The following is a 15,149-nucleotide window of genomic DNA, read 5'->3' as shown; positions in this document are numbered from 1 at the left end:
GTTTGTCGTCAGCGACCGGTTTGGGAGGGGGATCGCCGGGAAGTCGGTACTCGTGCGAGCGCTATTGACGAAAGTTGAGCAGGACTCCCGGCTGGACCGCGCGGGTGACCGGTTGCAGAAGGCTGTCCTGGGGACGCTGCGACCGCGGCGACTGCGGGACCTGCTGCACGGCGTGACGCTGGGGCACCCGCTGCACCCGGCCATGGTGCAGGTGCCGGTCGGGGCGTGGATCAGTGCCGCCGTGCTGGACCTGATGCCAGGGCAGCGCCGACCGGCGACCGTGCTGGTCGGCTTGGGGACGGTCAGCGCCCTGCCGGCGGCGGTCGCCGGGTTGAACGACTGGGCGGCGCTCTCCCGGGACCAGCGCCGGGTCGGCCTCGTGCACGCGGCCGCGAACACCGTCGGTGTCGGCCTCTACGCCGGCTCACTGGCGGCGCGGCTCTCCGGGCGGAGCGGCGTCGGCAGGGCGCTCGGGTTCCTCGGCCTCTCCGCCGTCAGCCTCGGCGCGTACATCGGCGGGCATCTGGCGTACAAGCAGGGCGCCCAGGTCAACCAGAGCGTGTCCGAGCTGCACCGGATGAGCGACGGCTGGCACTCGCTGGCCGACATGGCCACCCTGCCGCAGCGCACGCTGATCACCCGAGAGGTGGACGACGACATCTCGGTGATCCTCTACCGCCACGGTGACGAGGTCACGGTGATGCTGGAGCGGTGCCCGCACCAGAGCGGGCCGCTGGGCGAGGGCGAGGTCCAGGAGATCGACGGCCACGCGTGCGTGGTCTGCCCGTGGCACGGCAGCGCGTTCCGTCTCAACGGCGGCGAGGTCATGCAGGGTCCCTCCGGCAACGACCAGCAGATCCTGCCCACCCGCATCCAGGACGGCGTGCTCCAGACCCGTCTCCCCTGACAGCCTGCTGCGGGGTCGACGACGACCGGTCGCCCTCGACGCACTGATGCCACATAGTCATCTTGATGACTATGTGGCATCAGTCTGTGTGGGGTGTCCGCTCCCGGGCGCGCGTGGGCCGCGCGTGGGCCATGGCGCTCGGGGGTCGGCCGCGCGTGGGCCGCAGCTCCCGGGCGTCGTTCGAGCGGAACTCGGCGAGCGGGGCTGCGACCTACGCGTGCGGGTTCGGCTCAACCCCGCCGGTGCCGACCGCCCTGGACGCCGTCGTCGTCGTCCCATTCGCCGACCGCTCCGGCGCTACGACCGGGCAGGGCCAGCGGCGTGCCGGTCGGGGGGCCAGTGGGCGGGGCGGGCGTCTCGGTGGCCGCCGCCGCACGACGGGCGGCCCAGGCGACGCCACTGCCCGCTCGACCCGCGTCACCGCTCCAACCCGCGTCACCGCTCCAACCCGCGTCACCGCTCCGACCCGCGTCACCGCTCCGACCAGCGCTGCCGCTCCGACCAGAGCCGCCGCTCCGACCAGTGCTGCCGCTCCGGGAGGCGCGGCTCTCGGTGGTGGAGCTGCCGCCGACCCGGGTTGACCGGCCTCGCGGGGTACGGGCGGCCGCAGTCAGCCGGGGTGCGGCGCCGGCCGTGGCCGGCCGACGGCGGAGACCGAGGACCGCGCCGATCTGGGCGCCGACGATGCTCGCCACGGCCAGGACGGCGGAGACGGCCAGCGGTCGGTTCACCCGGTCGGTGGTTCCGGCCCGGGCCGCGCCGACGGTCATCGTGGGTGCCTCACCTGTCGACTCCGTACCGCTGGGTGGCGCCTGCTGCGCGCGGTCCGGGGCCGACCGCTCCGGCACCGACCGCTCCGGCGCCGGTCGCGCGGGCGGTGTGGGCGCGGCGGGTCGACCGACGAGTTTGCCGGTCGCGTGCGAGCGTGCGCCCTGGTCGGTGGCCTCCGCCGGGAGCCGGAGCAGTTGCCCGGGACGAATCCGGTCCGGGTCGTCCAGCCGGTTCAGCTTGGCGAGTTGCCGGTAGTCGTCGAACTCGTCGAGGTACCGCTCGGCCACCTCGCCGAGGTAGTCGCCCCGGGCAACGCGGTACACCGGCGCAGCCTGGTCGCCAGGGCTCGGCCCGCCCGGCGCGACAAGTCCGAGCGGCCCGCTCCCCAGGGCGTCGCGGTGCCCGCTCGCGGCCAGGCCCAGCGGGGTGCTCTCGGTGAGCCGCGTGGTGGTGGCCGACGCGCTCGGCTGGGCGTACGCCGGACCGGCATAGACCGCGGCGGCGCTGGCGGCGGCCGGGCTGGCCGCGAGGATCAGGGCGACCGAACCGACCAGCGCGGCGGCGGCCTTCTGCTGGCGGCTCATTCCGGGCAGCTTCGGCGCCGGCCGGCGCAGGGTCTGCGCGCCCAACTCGACGAGGACGGAGAAGGTGAACGTGGCCCAGCCGAACCAACCGGCCAACGCCAGGGCCCGCAGGAAGAGCTGCCCGTCGTCCCGGCTGGTCAGGGTGGTGCCCACCTCGGCGAGGGTGGGCAGATGGTCGGGCAGGGGATTGCCGGCGAAAGCGAGCAGCGCGACCGGCGCGCCCGCCACCAGGGCGCAGAGCACGACGAGCGCGCCGAGGCCGGTGAGGACGCGTCCCGTCCGCCGTACGACGGACCGACCCGATGCGGACATGGCTGCCTTCCTTCCTATGGGACCGGGGGTGGGGCTGTGGTGATGGCCCGTGCGGTCGCCTCGCCGGTGATGGTGACCTGGTCAGCGAAGCCGAACAGGCCGAGCATCGAGCGGCGGTAGGTGATCGTGAGGCGTACCCGGACGACGACCTCCCCGGCGATCTGCGGGAAGCTCACGGTGTGGCTGGTGGTGGAGCCGACGGCGGTGAGGTATTCGGCGACCGCCACGCGGGCCTGCGGCTGGTCGATCCGCGTCGGCCCACCCTCGATCGCGGTGGCCCGGTCGATGGCCTGCCCGCCCGCGCGGGCCGCCTCAGCGGCCAGGTTGTCGGCGCGTTGCAGCGTGCGGAGCTGGCCCGCGCCGTCGAACGAGAGTCCCACGATGGCCAGTACGCCGATCATCGCCACGGCCAGGAAGATGCTGACCCGGCCGTGGTCGCCGGAGAGCGTACGGAGGTTCATCGTCGGCTCCGGTAGCGGTCCAGGGGCGAGGTGAAACTGGCCTCGATCTTGTTCTCGGTGGGCATGCCCGGTAGGGCGTTGAGTCGTAGGTCGCGGAACGACACCCGGCACTCGACCGTGACGGTGACCGTCGCGTTCTGGCCGAGCGCGCTGCGGTAGGCGTCGTCGAATCCGGTGTCGCTGTTGCCGACCCTGCCGCCGAACGTCAGCTTCGGAGCGGCTCCGCAGTCCAGTCCGTGCCAGTCCAACTGCTCCTGGGCCGCCCTGCGGGCCTGTTCCTTCGCGTCGGTCGGGTCGCGGGAGATCGACGCGGCGCGGGCCGCGTCGTGCGCGGCGGCGTCGAGAGCCTCCGCCGCCACCGCGCTGCGTCCGGCAACGCCCGCCAGCACCATCAACGCGATGAACGCGGGCGCGAGCACCGCCACCTCGATGGAGACCGAGCCGCGCTCGGTGGTCCGGCTCACGGCGCTGTCACCCGCTCCACCGGCCCGTGCGCGGTCTGCCCGATCTCGAAGTCCATGCCGGGTACGACCGACAGGGACCGGCCGGTGACCGTGCAGGTCACGTCGACCTCGCTGGTCACACAGCTCGGACCGCCGGCCTTGTCCCAGCCCAGCAGCCAGCTGCCGCTGGTGGACAGGAACTGCTTGGCGCTGGCTACTCCGGCGCCGTCGGACGCGTTGTACCGCCGTTCGGCGTTGACCCCGCTCTGGGCGGCGTTCAACGCCGTGGCACGAGCTAGGAAGACGGCCGCCACCTGGAGCGACGCGAACAGCAGCACCAGGATCAGCGGCATCACCACGGCCAGCTCCACCGGATTCGCGCCCCCCTCCCGGTCGCCGGTCACGAGACGACGCCGGGCAGCGGAAACCGCCCGGCGCCACCTCGGGTACGTGACTCGGCGCATGCCGGCTACTTCGGGTTCGTGTGGCCCGGGATGGCCTTCATCCAGTCGTTGGCCTTGCCGAGGGCCAGGCCGGTGACGATGGTGGCCACGAAGACCAGGCCGAAGATGATCACCGCGGTCGGTACCGGGCTGTCGCCCCGCTCGCCGTCCCGGCGTAGCTCGGCGAAGCGCGTCGTCACCACGACGTGCAGGTAGGTGAGGATGGACATGGCGTACTCCTTCTCGGGGTCGGATCAGACACGGGCGATGAACGGGTAGACGACGAAACCGAGCAGCACGAAGACGAGGAGCGCGCCCGGAATGTCGAGCTTGCTGGTCACGCCCTCGGCGCGGGCCAGGTTGTCGGTGCGGATCTGGTCGCGTAGCGAGTCGGCCCGGCTGCGCAGGGTCTCGTGCACCTGCGCGCCCTCGCTGCCGGAGGAGCGCATGATCGCGCCGACGTCGCCCAACTCCGGGATACCGATCTTGTCGGCGAGATCGCGCAGCTCGTCCCAGGGGGCGTGCATCTGCATCTGGGCGATCCGCAGCGCCTCCTGAAGGCGGTCGAACACCCAGCCGTCGCAGACCGCCGCGGCCCGCTCCAACGACTGCACCGGCCCGTGCGCGGCGGAGAGCTGCAACGCCACCAGATCCAGGTACGTGCAGACGGCCTGGCGGAACTCGTCGCGGGCGGCGTCCGCCTTGGTCAGGACCGACCGGTGCGCCAGCAGACCGGCGACGAACGCCATGCCGAGGCCCCCGAGCACCGGTACGACCAGCGGCAGCGAGATGCCGAGGACGAACAGCGCCACCCCGAGCAGGGTCGGCGTGGCCAGCCCGATCAGCGCGGACAGCAGCACCGACAGCGCGTACTGCTCAGGGGTCTGGCCGATCAGGGCGAGCTGCCGGTGCGGCGGTCGTAGCCAGCGGGACAGCCCGCTGAGCCAGTCCAACCGCCGGGAGGCGGGAGTGGCCGCCCGGCCGGTACCCGGCGGCTGGTGCAGGCGGCGCAGCGCCGGACCGAGCGCGGGAGTGGCCGGCACCAGCTCGCGGATCACCAGGAACAGGCCCAACCCGATCGCCGCCCCGCCGGTGACGGCGACGCCGAGGAGCCAGTTGACGATCATCGCGGGCCTCTTGCCGGCACCGTGGCGCTCGCGCTCACGCGACGACCTCCTGTGGGTCGGGCGCCGGCAGGAACCGGGCCGGTCGCTGCGGCTGACTCATCGAGCGGACCCAGGCCAGCAGGCCGATGAAGGCGATGCCGAGCGCGGCCATCACCACCTGACCGGTCGGGGTGCCGTACGGCTCGATGTACTCGGTGTTGATCAGGCCGTACGCCAGCGTCGCCAGCGTCATCCCGGTCAGGAACCGGACCGCGAACCGGGGCTGGGTGCGCTTGGCCTCGATCTCCCGGCGGGTCGCCACCTCGGCGGACGCCGCGCCGGCGATCGAGCCGAGTACGTCGCCCAACCGCTCGCCCCGGTCGGTGAGGTGCAGGATCAGGGCCGCCACCACCTGGTCGCAGACCGGGTCGCCGATCTCGTCGGCGAACGCCAGCAGCGCGGAGCGGGCCAGCCAGCCGGCCTGCAACCGGGCGGCGAGCAGTCGTACCTCGTCCTCGATGCCGGGTGGCACGCTGCCGATCGTGCTGATGATCGCCTGTTGGAGGCCCTGGCCCGTACCGGAGACGTCCTTGAGCCGGCGGGTCCACTCGCCGACGGCCTCGATCCGGGCGATCGCCCGCTGCTCGGCCTTGCCCACCGCGAACAGCCACGGCGTACCGGGTACCGCCACCGCCACGAGCAGCCCCACCACCGGTAGCCCGGTCAGCAGGAACGCCAACGCCCCGGCGACCACCGCGGCGAGCAACAGCGCCTGGTAGGACCGCCGCTCGGCGGGCGTGGCGCCGGAGCCCCGCCAGAGGCGACTCAGGCCGGGCCCCGCTCCCGGGCCGGGGCCCGGGGGTCGACGGGTGCCGACCAGCGCGACCACCGCCAGCAGGAGCCCCGCCACGCAGGCGGCCCCGGAGACCACCGCGATCAACTCCAGGCTGTTCCCCATCAGGTCACCGCCGGGCCAGTCGGGTCTGTCGGGGCCGCCGCCACGCGCCCGTACCGGCCTCGATCCACCGGGTCAGCAGTCGGGAGTCGTACCCCACGCGGAGCAACTGGTCGCGGACGCGTTCCGGCAGGTGCCGGGGGACCGCGCGGCCGTCCGGACCGGGACCGAAGACGGTGGTGGTGGTGATCCGTCCGGCCTCGCCGGCCCCGATCACCTCCTCCACGTGCGAGACGAACCGGTGCTTACGTCCGCCGATCGCGCTCTCGTCCTCGACGGTGACGTAGACGATCAGGTCGAGGGCGTTGCCGGCCATCCGACGTGCCTGGTCGACGGTCATCTCGCGGCCGTGCGCCAACGCCAACTCGACGATCCGCTCGCCGACACCGGCGGCCGTACGGGCGTGGATCGTGCACATCGAGCCCCGGCTGGTGGTCATCGCCTGGAGCATCGGCACGATCTCGCGGGACCGCACCTCGCCCACGATGATCCGCAGGACGCCCATCCGCAGCGACAGCGGGATCAGGTCGGCGATCGTCACCTCGCCCGCCGGACGGCCGTCGAAGCCGCGCTCGCCGTGCCCTTCCCGCGCCTCGAAGCTCATCACCGCCCGGTGCCGTTCGCGGCGGCGCGCCGGCAGCAGTTCCCGGCTCTCCTCCAGCAGCACGTACGGCTCGTCGGGCGGGATCTCGTTCATCAAGGCCCGGATGATTGTGGTCTTTCCGGCGCCGGCCAGCCCGGCGACCATGATGTTCAACCCGGCGCGCATCGCCGCGCGCAGGAAGTCACGCAGCAGCGGGTCGATCATCTCGTCCAGGTCGCCCCGGCTACCGGCGACGTCGTCGAGGCTCACGTCCAGGGTGTTGTGCTTGCGGATCACCGCGTACGGGCGGTGGCTGACCAGGAACACCGCCGCCAACCGGCTGCCGTCGGGCAGTTGCAGGTCGAGGGTGGGCTTCACGGTGGACAGGGACCGCTCGGTCGCGCCGGCCCGCCGCGCCGCCGCCTGGAGGATCTCGACCAGTTCGGCGTCGCTGTCGGCGATCGGCTCGCCCCAGTCCACCCCGCCGCCGTGTCGGGTGATGCGCACCTGGTCGCAGCCGAGGATGTGCACCTCCTCGATGGTGTCGTCGACCAGCAGGGTCTGTAGCCGGCCGAGTCCGACCAGCTCGGCGGTCACCTGGTCGAGCAGCAGACGCTCCTCGCCGGCGGCCATCGGCGTGCCGGCCCGGCGGACCGCGTCGGCGTACTCGGCGACCACCTGGACGGCCAGCCGCGCCCGCTCGGTGTCCTCCTCGTCGACGGTGAACTCCCGCCCGCGCTGCCACAGGGTGAGTCGTTCGGTGAGTTCCCGGCGCAACTCCCGGACCACCTGGAAGTCCATCCGGGGTCGAGGGGCCGTCTCGGGCGGCGGCGTGGGCGTCGGCTGCGGCATCGGCGGCACGTGGTGGTGCCGGCCGTTCGCGGGGGTCAGCGGTGGCGCGGTGGACGTCGCGCCCGGCGGCTGCTGGCGGGGGTCGGCCGAGACGGGTTCAAACCGCATCCGGCACCCCCTGCTGTACCGGCCAGGCCAGCCGGGCGCGTCGCCGTTCCAGCAACGCCCCGACCGGCACCTCCAGCGCGGTCGCCGCGCGCAGCAGCGGCCGTCCGGCCCGCACGGTCCCACCGAGGCCGAGCACCCCCGCGGTACGCGGGTCGTGCGGCAGCCGGGCGATCACCGGCAGCCTCAGCCCGCGACTGATCTCGGCGCGCCCGTGCCCGTCGCCGACCAGCAGCAGCCGCAGGGTGCCCGGCGGTACCCGGTGCTCGGCGAAGTCCCGCTCGATCGTGGTGACCACCGCCCGCGTCCCGGACAGGTCGGGCAGGTTCGCCCGGGTCACCAGCAGCACCACCGAGGCGGCCCGCAGCAGTGGCCACGGTGGGCCGTTCACGTGCAGTCGGCCGCAGTCGACGAGCACGTCGTAGCCGGGTGTGCCCCGGTCCAGGGCGTTGAAGTAGTCGGCGAAGCGCTGCCAGAGCGGGGTGACGCTGCCGGCCTGCGTCGGGTCGACCAGACCGGGCAGCAGCAGCCGTTCCCGGCGCGGCGCGTCCAGGTCGACCAACTGGGACCAGAACGCGGTCTCCAGGTTGCCGTCGCGCAGCTCGCCGACGGCCAGCTCCCCGATGCCGCGCGGACCGTCCAACTGGCCGCCCAGATAGCCGGCGAGGATCGACCCGCCTGCCGGGTCGCACTCGGCGAGGACCAGCCGGCGGTGCCAGGTCAGGGCGCAGGCCAACGCCGAGGTGGTCACGCCGGGCGAACCCTTCGCGGACACCAACGCGATGATCGCCATGGTCAGGCCGCCTCGATCAGCACGACGGCGACCCGCTCCTGGGCGGCGAGCGCCACCACGGCGGGTACGTCCCGGATGAGGAGCGCCAGGTACAGCACCTTCTCGTCGTCCGTCGGGCTGACCATGTCGATGACGGTGGCCGTGAACCGGGTGCCCGCCGTGGCGGCCGCCCCGGTGGCGTCGTCGTCCGGGGTGCTGACCAGCAGCACCTTGTCGCCGGGGTGCAGCGCGCGGGCGGGCACCTGGGCGGTCTTCAGGCCGAGCGCGATCTGCTGCTGCCCCGGGCCGAGCAGCGGGTCGTCGGTCACCTGCCCGAGGGTGAGCAGGGTGCCCGGCACCAGCGCCACGGCGGCCCGCTTGCCGACCACCTCGTCCAGCCGGCCCGCCGGCACGGGGCGTAGCCCCTGGCCGCCGGCGACCTGCACGGTGATCAGGTCGGCGGCGGTGACCTCCCGGCCCACCTCCACCGGTCGGGCCACCGCGAGGTAGCTGCCGGTGGCCCGGACCGAGGTGACCGCGAATGCGGCCCCCAGCCCACCGAGGGCGATCAGGAGTACGGCGAGACCCAGCAAGCCTGGACGGACGCGGCGCTGCCGGACCACCTTGGGCGGGCTGACCGGCGCGTCCACCGGTCCGGTCGCGTTACGCGTCGCCACACTCACCGTTCGATCTCCATTCGTGGCTGGGGTGCTCGCAGAACCGGGTCGCTCACCTGGTCACCACCTGGAGCTCCCTGATCTGTACCGGCACGGTGCCGCTGGTCCGGGTCTGCGCGATCGGGTCGCCCTCGACGCCGTTGTCGGTCCACCAGCGGACCGTCCAGTACGTGGTGGCACCCACCCGGTAGGTGCCCGCCTTCGGGTAGCCGTGGTCGTAGCCGCAGTCCGGCGAGGTGCGGCCGGCGCGCTTGCCCTTCGGGTCGTACGGGGTGCCCGGCTTGGTGCAGGTGACCGTGTCGCCGTTGCCCATGTTCCAGACGATCCGGTTGACCTTCGCCTCGATCGAGACGGTCAGCCCACGGTCGGTCGCGGAGGCGTTCAGCGGCCCGAAGTAGCTGGCGCTCGGGGTGGCCCACATCCAGACCGGCAGGCCGACCAGGCCGGGGCCGATGTCCTTGCGGGGGGCGACCTTGAGCCGCGCCGGCAGCAGCTTGATCGACGCGAGCGCCCGGCGGGCCAGCTCCTCCGGGTCCGGCGGAGCGCCGAAGCCGGCCGGCGGCCCGTCGAGCGGCAAGGTCCGCTGCGCGCCGAGGTCGCCGCCGTTGCAGGTCTGGACGTACCACTGCTGGCCCTCGGGTGCCGACGGTTGCGGCACGGCGAGCTTGTAGTAGCAGCCGTCGCCGTTGTTGAACCAACCCAGCAGGTCGTCGTAGCAGGGGATCGTCCGGCCGCCCCACTGGCAGACGCCGCCACCCCCGCCGCCGCCGGAGTCTCCGCCGCCGTTGTCCCCGCCGCCCCCCGGGTCGCCGGGGTGGCCCGGCTCGTCGTCCCAGACGTTGCAGTCCGGTTGGCCGGGCGGGCACTCCACCCCCGGGCCCGCACGGCGGGCGGCGGAGGCCGGCAGGGTCGTGCCGACCACCAGCAGCATCGCCACACCGACCCCGGCGAGGAGCCGGCGGCTCAGCACGGCTGGTCCTGGTGCGCGACGCCGGAGCTGATCAGCCAGCGGCCGTCCGGATAGCGGGTGGCGGTGGCGGTCGCCAGGTGCTTGCCGCCGCCGCTGCCCGGCACCACCCGTTGGTCCTTCGTGTAGACGAGCCGGTAGCCGGTCGCGTCCAGGCAGTCCTGGATCTCCACGGTGGCCGGGTCCGAGTCGAGGTCGACGGCGATCACGGTGGGATCGGATCGCAAGGTCCCGGTACGCATCGCGCCGTGCTCCTTAGCGTCGCGAATGGACAATTGCACCCGGGTCAGCAGTGGATCAGCGAGAAATCTGGACAGTTCCGGCGCGTGCGGATCGCCGCGCCCACTCGCCGTGCGCGAGGCCGCGAGATATCCGGAGTACGCCTCGAGCGCCGCCTTTTCGGCGGCCCCGCGTTCGACATCCGAATCTGCCCGTACCCCGTCGGCACGCTCCGACGTCGGGTCGTCGACCGCCTCCGGCCCGCTGCCGCAGGCGGTGGCCGCCGCCGTCGCCACGATCGCCAGCAGGCAGGTTGTCGCTCGCCTGAACTGCCGTCCGACCACCGCCGAACCCTCCTCGTGACAGCCCGACGTGGCGACGAAGCGCCGGTGTCGAGCATGCGAAAGCGCGCCCGGATCACTTCATCCGGCCGTTCATTGGCGCTTCTGCATTCACCGTTGCGGATCTTCTACAAATGCGAGGTCCTGTGTTGTCCGATCATCGATGTGAGGCTTGCGTCACACTCAAGGGGCGAGCATAAGCTCACGCTCGCCGATGCAACAGAGGCAATTCATGCGAACACTCTGAGTGATGATGGGTGGTGGTGGCAGGTGTCCGTGCGGCGCTTCGGATGGCTGTCGGTCGAGGGGTCGCCAATGGCCCGGCCTCGTTGGCGCGGGCCGATCCGTCCTGACCCCTACGCCCCTTACGAGAATGGGACATCGCAACCGGAAGCCGGCATGTGGCCAGCGTCGCGGCTCGGCGGCGACCGCACATCGTGCGGGCCGATCCGGGGCGGACGGAGTCGGTGGGGGACGTCGCTTTCCGCGCCATCCGCTACACCCGAGCGAACGTTCAGTCACGATCCGTGTTCACCTTTCGGGGTGGTCGCGCGACGTTCGGCGGGGTCGACGTGGCGCTGACGGCCGAACCGACCGACCAACCGTCCGCCTCCGGCGGTCCTACGGTCACCGAGGTGGGGCCGGTGCCGGGTACCCGTCGTCTCCGGCTCGCACCCGTGCTGGCAGCCCTGCTCGTCACCCCGCTGGCGCGGTTGGCCGTCGTGCGTCACGCCGTACCCTCGGACGCCGCCAGCCGGACCGGGTGCGACGCCTGCGGGGCCGCGATCAGCCTGACCAGGCCGTGGCCCGCGCTCGGTCCGGCGGCCCGGTGTGGTCGGTGCCGCGCCCGGGTCGGGCCGCCGCCCGGCACGATCGAGGTGGCGGCCCTGGCCGCCGTGGCGCTGCTCGTGCTCGTCGGCCCGCCGCTGGGCGCGTTGCCGGCCGTGGCCTGGTGGCTGGGCTGGACGCTACCGGCGGTCTTCGTCGACCTGGCCGTGCACCGGCTACCCGACCGGCTCACCCTGCCCGCCGCTGGCGGAACCTGGCTGCTGCTCGGCGTGGCGGCGCTGGCCGACGCCGGGGCGGGTCCGTGGGTGCGGGCCGTCGCCGCCGGTACGGGTCTGGCCCTGTTCTTCGCCGCCAGCACGTTGCTGCTCGGTCGCCGCGGCTTCGGGCTGGGCGACGCCAAGTTGGCGCTCGGCGTGGGCGCGCTGCTCGGCTGGTACGGGTGGCCCGTCCTCGTGCTCGGGCTGCTGCTCACGTTCGGGCTGTCCGCGCTGGTGAGCCTGGGGCTGCTGGTGGCCCGACGGGTCCGCTGGACCACCCACCTGCCGTTCGGCCCGTTCCTGCTCCTCGGCACGGCGGGCGCCCTCCTGGCGACCTGAGGGTTACGGGCGGGGTCGGCCGGCCAGGTCGGGTATTCGACGGCGGGCGTCGGTGCGGCGACGTAGCGCCTCGGCGGCCGGGCGGGCCAGCAGCGGGGTCGCGACGAGGGCGACCAGGGCGCCGAGCAGCAGGCCCGCGGCCACGTCGTGCGGGTAGTGCACGCCCACGAAGACCCGGGAGAACGCGGCCAGCAGGGCCAGTGGCAGGGCGAGCAGCCCGAGCCGCCGGGAGAGCAGCAGCGTGGTGACCGCCAGCGCGCCGGCGAGGGTGGCGTGGTTGCTCGGGAACGAGTAATCACCCGGCGGTGGGCAGGTGCCGGCGATGATGGCCCGGCCCACCGTCCGGCACGGCCGGTCCTCGTCCACCACGGTCTTGAGCAATTCGCTGCCCGCGTACGCCAGGAGAGTCGGCAGCGGCGCGACGAGGGCGAGTGCCCGGTCGTGCGGGCCACCGGCCAGGCGGCGCAGCGCGGCCACCACCAGGAGCGCGCCGAGGAGCAGGATCACCCCCTCGGTGGCGTGCCCGACGAACCACTGCACCGGGTGCGGGGTGCCGGCGGCGGCATCGACGATGTCGCGGTACCACTCGGCGCTGATCTCTGGGACGTCCGTACTGCCGTTGTCGGCCATGAATCACCTCTCCACACGTTCATACCGCGTTCACCTTGGAGACATCTTGGAAACGCGAACGTGGGGCAGGTCGGTCCAGCACGCGATGGGCTGGCCGGGGCTCAGGTCGACGCGGCTCCCTCGGCCGCGCGCTGGGTCGGGCCGGGGCCGCCGGCCATGCGCTCCCGGACGGCCTCCAGCGCCTCGAAGGCGTACGCCCAGTTGTGGCACTTGAAGCTGCGCAGGCCCTCGATGACGGTGTGGCAGTCGGCGCAGTGCACCCCCGCGATGGCGTCCGGGACCTCGGTGTTGACGTACTTGTGGTCGCCGAGGATGACCTCGGCGATCATGCCCTTGTCGTGCAGTCCGGTGACCGCCGAGGAGACGATGTCGTACCAGGTGATCCGCCGGCCACACTTCGGGCAGTCCGGCTCGTCGCCGCTGACCCAGAGCGGCGCGCCGATGGTGCGCGTCGGCATACCCAGCAGCTTCTCCAGACGCCGGACATCCGACTCCGGCGTGGTCCACCGGTGTCGGCCGGGCAGTGACGCGGGCGAGTCGTACACGGCGCGGAACAGGTCTTTCTCGACCCGTACGGTCTCCCGTTGACTGGTCATCGGCGTCCCTCCTCGTGAGTGGGTGCCCCCACCGTGGTCGGCGCTGACCAGGGGTGCAGCCGGATCAACGACACGAGGGGGCGGCGGGTCGTCGGCTCAGCTGCTACACATCGAGATCCGACCGTGCGTCGAAGGGATCCCTCGTGACCGAGCAGCCGACACCCGACACCACCGACGTCACCGCCCGCCCCAACGTCGCCCGGATGTACGACTACTTCCTGGGTGGCAGCAACAACTTCGCCGCCGATCGGGCCGCCGCCCAGCGGGTGCTGGAGATCTTCCCGGACACCGCGGCGGCCGCCCAGATGAACAGGCAGTTCCTGCGCCGGGCCGTCCGGTACGCCGTCGGGCAGGGCGTACACCAGTTCCTGGACATCGGCGCGGGGCTCCCCACCCAGGGCACGGTGCACGAGGTGGTGCGTGCGGTGACGCCGGACGCCCGGGTGGTCTACGTGGACTACGACGAGGTGGCCGTCGCGTACGCCAGGCGGTTGTTGACGGACGTGCCCGGCACCGCCGTCGTGCAGGGTGACCTGCGACGGCCCGACGACCTGCTGGCCGACCCGGGCGTGCGGGGCACGCTCGACCTGGACCGCCCGGTGGCCGTGCTGCTGCTCGCGGTGCTGCACTTCGTTCCGGACGGGGACGACCCGTGGGGGGCCGTCGCCCGGCTGCGCGACGCGACCGTGCCCGGCAGCCACCTGGCGTTGTCGCACCTGACGCTGGACGGCATCCCGGCAGAGTTGGCCGAGCGCGGTCAGGCCGTTTACCGCAACAGCAGCGCGCCGCTGGTGCCGCGCACGCACGCCGAGACGCTGCGCTTCTTCGCCGGGTACGACCTGGTGGAGCCCGGTCTGGTGGAGACCACCCGGTGGCGGCCGGACGGGGAGTCCGAGGTCGTGGAATCGCACGGGTATGCCGGGGTCGGCGTCCGCCGCTGACCCGCTCTCGCCTTCGGCGGCCGGCCCCGGAGGGAGTGGTCAGGACACGATCAGGGGACTCCGCCGCCAGCGTTCCGCTGAGGTGTGAAAGTTTGTCCTAATCTCGGCACGTTCCAACCTTCCCGTCCGAACCCTGACCAGGGACTTCGGGTCGGGCAGCGTCCTCGGACCGGCCTGGGTGGAGAGTGGCGATGAGCGGCAGCAGACGGATCGATCAGATGGCCCGACGGCAGTTCGTCAAGTTGTCCGGGGCCGTCAGCGCGGGCGGGCTTCTCACCCTGGCCGGGGCGGACGGCGGAATGGCCGACGGTGGTGACGGCTCACCCCAACCCCCGCCACCGCCGAACCCGGGTGGCACGGCCTGCCCGACGCCGTCGGCGCTGTGCGGCTATCCCACCGACACCGGCGGCCGGTTCGACCTCTGGGACCGGGTCCAGGTCTGCCTGGGTACACGGACCTCACCGCCGACCAACTGCCTGCGCACCACGTCCATCTACGTGGTGCTCAACGGCGCGCCGCCGAACACCCACAACTATCTGCTCGTGCCGACCTGCCGGGTGAAGGGCATCGAGTGCCCGTTCATCGCCACCGCCGCCGCGCCGAACTACTGGTTGGACGCCTGGATCAACGCGCAGCCCGGGCAGCCCTCGCACGTGGTGTACCCGAACATCGGGCTCGGGATCAACTCCGCCGACGCCCGCCAGCAGGACCAACTGCACATCCATCTGGCCGGAATCCACAGTGGAATTCAAACTCAGCTCAACTCGTACGACAACGTGATCAGCAACAACCCGGCGAACTGGCGGAACCAGATCGTCCCGATCTGGGGGCTGACGAGCGGGGGCGCCCCGGCCCCCCGCTCGTACCGTGTGCTGCACGTGTCGAATCTGAACGACAACCTGTTCACGCTGCTGCGCGACTTCGTCGTACGCCCGACCGGGGCGAACATGGCCAACCAGGCGATGGCGGTCACCCCTCGCCTGGTCGGCAACGGCGGGTTCTACGTCATCAACAGCGAGCCCGCACTCCAGACCCCGCAGGGCCAGCCCGGCGGTACGGGCACCGTCGACTTCCTGCTCGCGTACACCTGATTTCCGCC

At 72.7% G+C, this 15,149-nt stretch carries 16 protein-coding genes and 2 pseudogenes; 4 read left to right on the top strand and 14 right to left on the bottom strand.

Annotated elements, in window-relative coordinates; translation table 11 throughout:
* Window positions 1-52 precede the first annotated feature (52 nt).
* Complete coding sequence (locus tag ACIBTX_RS03610; protein ID WP_357132017.1) at window positions 53-907, top strand: DUF2231 domain-containing protein; 855 nt, start codon at window positions 53-55, stop codon at window positions 905-907.
* A gap of 572 nt (window positions 908-1,479) precedes the next feature.
* Here the strand turns inward: ACIBTX_RS03610 and ACIBTX_RS03605 are convergent.
* The 12 genes and pseudogenes from ACIBTX_RS03605 to ACIBTX_RS03550 form a co-directional block, all read right to left on the bottom strand.
* Window positions 1,480-2,574 (bottom strand): annotated as a pseudogene (locus ACIBTX_RS03605) (LysM peptidoglycan-binding domain-containing protein); the annotation flags it as partial.
* A 14-nt stretch (window positions 2,575-2,588) separates the two neighbouring features.
* On the bottom strand, window positions 2,589-3,035 hold the full coding sequence (locus ACIBTX_RS03600) for a pilus assembly protein TadG-related protein (protein ID WP_357132014.1): 447 nt from the start codon (window positions 3,033-3,035) through the stop codon (window positions 2,589-2,591).
* Window positions 3,032-3,499 (bottom strand): TadE/TadG family type IV pilus assembly protein, encoded by a 468-nt coding sequence (locus tag ACIBTX_RS03595; protein WP_396832009.1) that lies wholly within the window; start codon window positions 3,497-3,499, stop codon window positions 3,032-3,034. The genes ACIBTX_RS03600 and ACIBTX_RS03595 overlap by 4 nt, the downstream gene beginning before the upstream one ends.
* Window positions 3,496-3,942, bottom strand: a complete 447-nt coding sequence (locus ACIBTX_RS03590; RefSeq protein WP_357171646.1) for a TadE family protein — start codon at window positions 3,940-3,942, stop codon at window positions 3,496-3,498. Before ACIBTX_RS03590 ends, ACIBTX_RS03595 begins: the two co-directional genes overlap by 4 nt.
* Window positions 3,943-3,947: 5 nt before the next feature.
* On the bottom strand, window positions 3,948-4,151 hold the full coding sequence (locus ACIBTX_RS03585) for a hypothetical protein (protein WP_357132005.1): 204 nt from the start codon (window positions 4,149-4,151) through the stop codon (window positions 3,948-3,950).
* Window positions 4,152-4,175: 24 nt separating this feature from the next.
* Window positions 4,176-5,045, bottom strand: coding sequence for a type II secretion system F family protein (locus ACIBTX_RS03580; protein ID WP_357171824.1), 870 nt, complete (start codon window positions 5,043-5,045; stop codon window positions 4,176-4,178).
* 37 nt (window positions 5,046-5,082) lie between these two features.
* Window positions 5,083-6,029 (bottom strand): annotated as a pseudogene (locus ACIBTX_RS03575) (type II secretion system F family protein).
* Window positions 5,990-7,525, bottom strand: a complete 1,536-nt coding sequence (locus tag ACIBTX_RS03570) for a CpaF/VirB11 family protein (protein ID WP_357131999.1) — start codon at window positions 7,523-7,525, stop codon at window positions 5,990-5,992. The pseudogene ACIBTX_RS03575 and the gene ACIBTX_RS03570 overlap by 40 nt, the downstream one beginning before the upstream one ends.
* The gene (locus ACIBTX_RS03565) at window positions 7,515-8,315 is read right to left on the bottom strand and encodes a ParA family protein (protein ID WP_357131996.1); all 801 of its coding nucleotides are present in this window, start codon (window positions 8,313-8,315) and stop codon (window positions 7,515-7,517) included. Before ACIBTX_RS03565 ends, ACIBTX_RS03570 begins: the two co-directional genes overlap by 11 nt.
* 2 nt (window positions 8,316-8,317) lie before the next feature.
* Window positions 8,318-8,977 (bottom strand): SAF domain-containing protein, encoded by a 660-nt coding sequence (locus ACIBTX_RS03560; RefSeq protein WP_355048367.1) that lies wholly within the window; start codon window positions 8,975-8,977, stop codon window positions 8,318-8,320.
* A gap of 46 nt (window positions 8,978-9,023) precedes the next feature.
* A complete protein-coding gene (locus ACIBTX_RS03555; RefSeq protein WP_357132255.1) occupies window positions 9,024-9,902 on the bottom strand; it encodes a hypothetical protein in 879 nt (292 codons plus the stop codon).
* 32 nt (window positions 9,903-9,934) lie between these two features.
* Complete coding sequence (locus ACIBTX_RS03550) at window positions 9,935-10,501, bottom strand: hypothetical protein (protein ID WP_363660402.1); 567 nt, start codon at window positions 10,499-10,501, stop codon at window positions 9,935-9,937.
* Between the two features lie 632 nt (window positions 10,502-11,133).
* On the opposite strand from ACIBTX_RS03550, the gene ACIBTX_RS03545 reads away from it, so the two are divergent.
* Window positions 11,134-11,883 carry a prepilin peptidase gene (locus ACIBTX_RS03545; RefSeq protein WP_396832132.1) on the top strand — a complete coding sequence of 250 codons (750 nt, stop codon included), beginning with the start codon at window positions 11,134-11,136 and terminating at the stop codon, window positions 11,881-11,883.
* 3 nt (window positions 11,884-11,886) lie between these two features.
* On the opposite strand, the gene ACIBTX_RS03540 is transcribed toward ACIBTX_RS03545, so the two are convergent.
* Together ACIBTX_RS03540 and ACIBTX_RS03535 are read right to left on the bottom strand one after the other, a co-directional pair.
* Window positions 11,887-12,513, bottom strand: a complete 627-nt coding sequence (locus ACIBTX_RS03540; RefSeq protein ID WP_357131993.1) for a phosphatase PAP2 family protein — start codon at window positions 12,511-12,513, stop codon at window positions 11,887-11,889.
* A gap of 101 nt (window positions 12,514-12,614) precedes the next feature.
* A complete protein-coding gene (locus ACIBTX_RS03535) occupies window positions 12,615-13,109 on the bottom strand; it encodes a hypothetical protein (protein ID WP_357392551.1) in 495 nt (164 codons plus the stop codon).
* A 143-nt stretch (window positions 13,110-13,252) separates the two neighbouring features.
* Here ACIBTX_RS03535 and ACIBTX_RS03530 point away from each other — a divergent pair, with 143 nt between their 5' ends.
* Together ACIBTX_RS03530 and ACIBTX_RS03525 are read left to right on the top strand one after the other, a co-directional pair.
* Complete coding sequence (locus ACIBTX_RS03530) at window positions 13,253-14,050, top strand: SAM-dependent methyltransferase (protein ID WP_357131987.1); 798 nt, start codon at window positions 13,253-13,255, stop codon at window positions 14,048-14,050.
* A gap of 191 nt (window positions 14,051-14,241) precedes the next feature.
* On the top strand, window positions 14,242-15,141 hold the full coding sequence (locus ACIBTX_RS03525) for a CDP-diacylglycerol diphosphatase (protein ID WP_396832008.1): 900 nt from the start codon (window positions 14,242-14,244) through the stop codon (window positions 15,139-15,141).
* Window positions 15,142-15,149: the final 8 nt, after the last annotated feature.

The organism is Micromonospora sp. NPDC049359, from assembly GCF_044466585.1.
Lineage (GTDB): Bacteria > Actinomycetota > Actinomycetes > Mycobacteriales > Micromonosporaceae > Micromonospora.
This window is presented reverse-complemented; position numbering and strand designations above follow the sequence as displayed.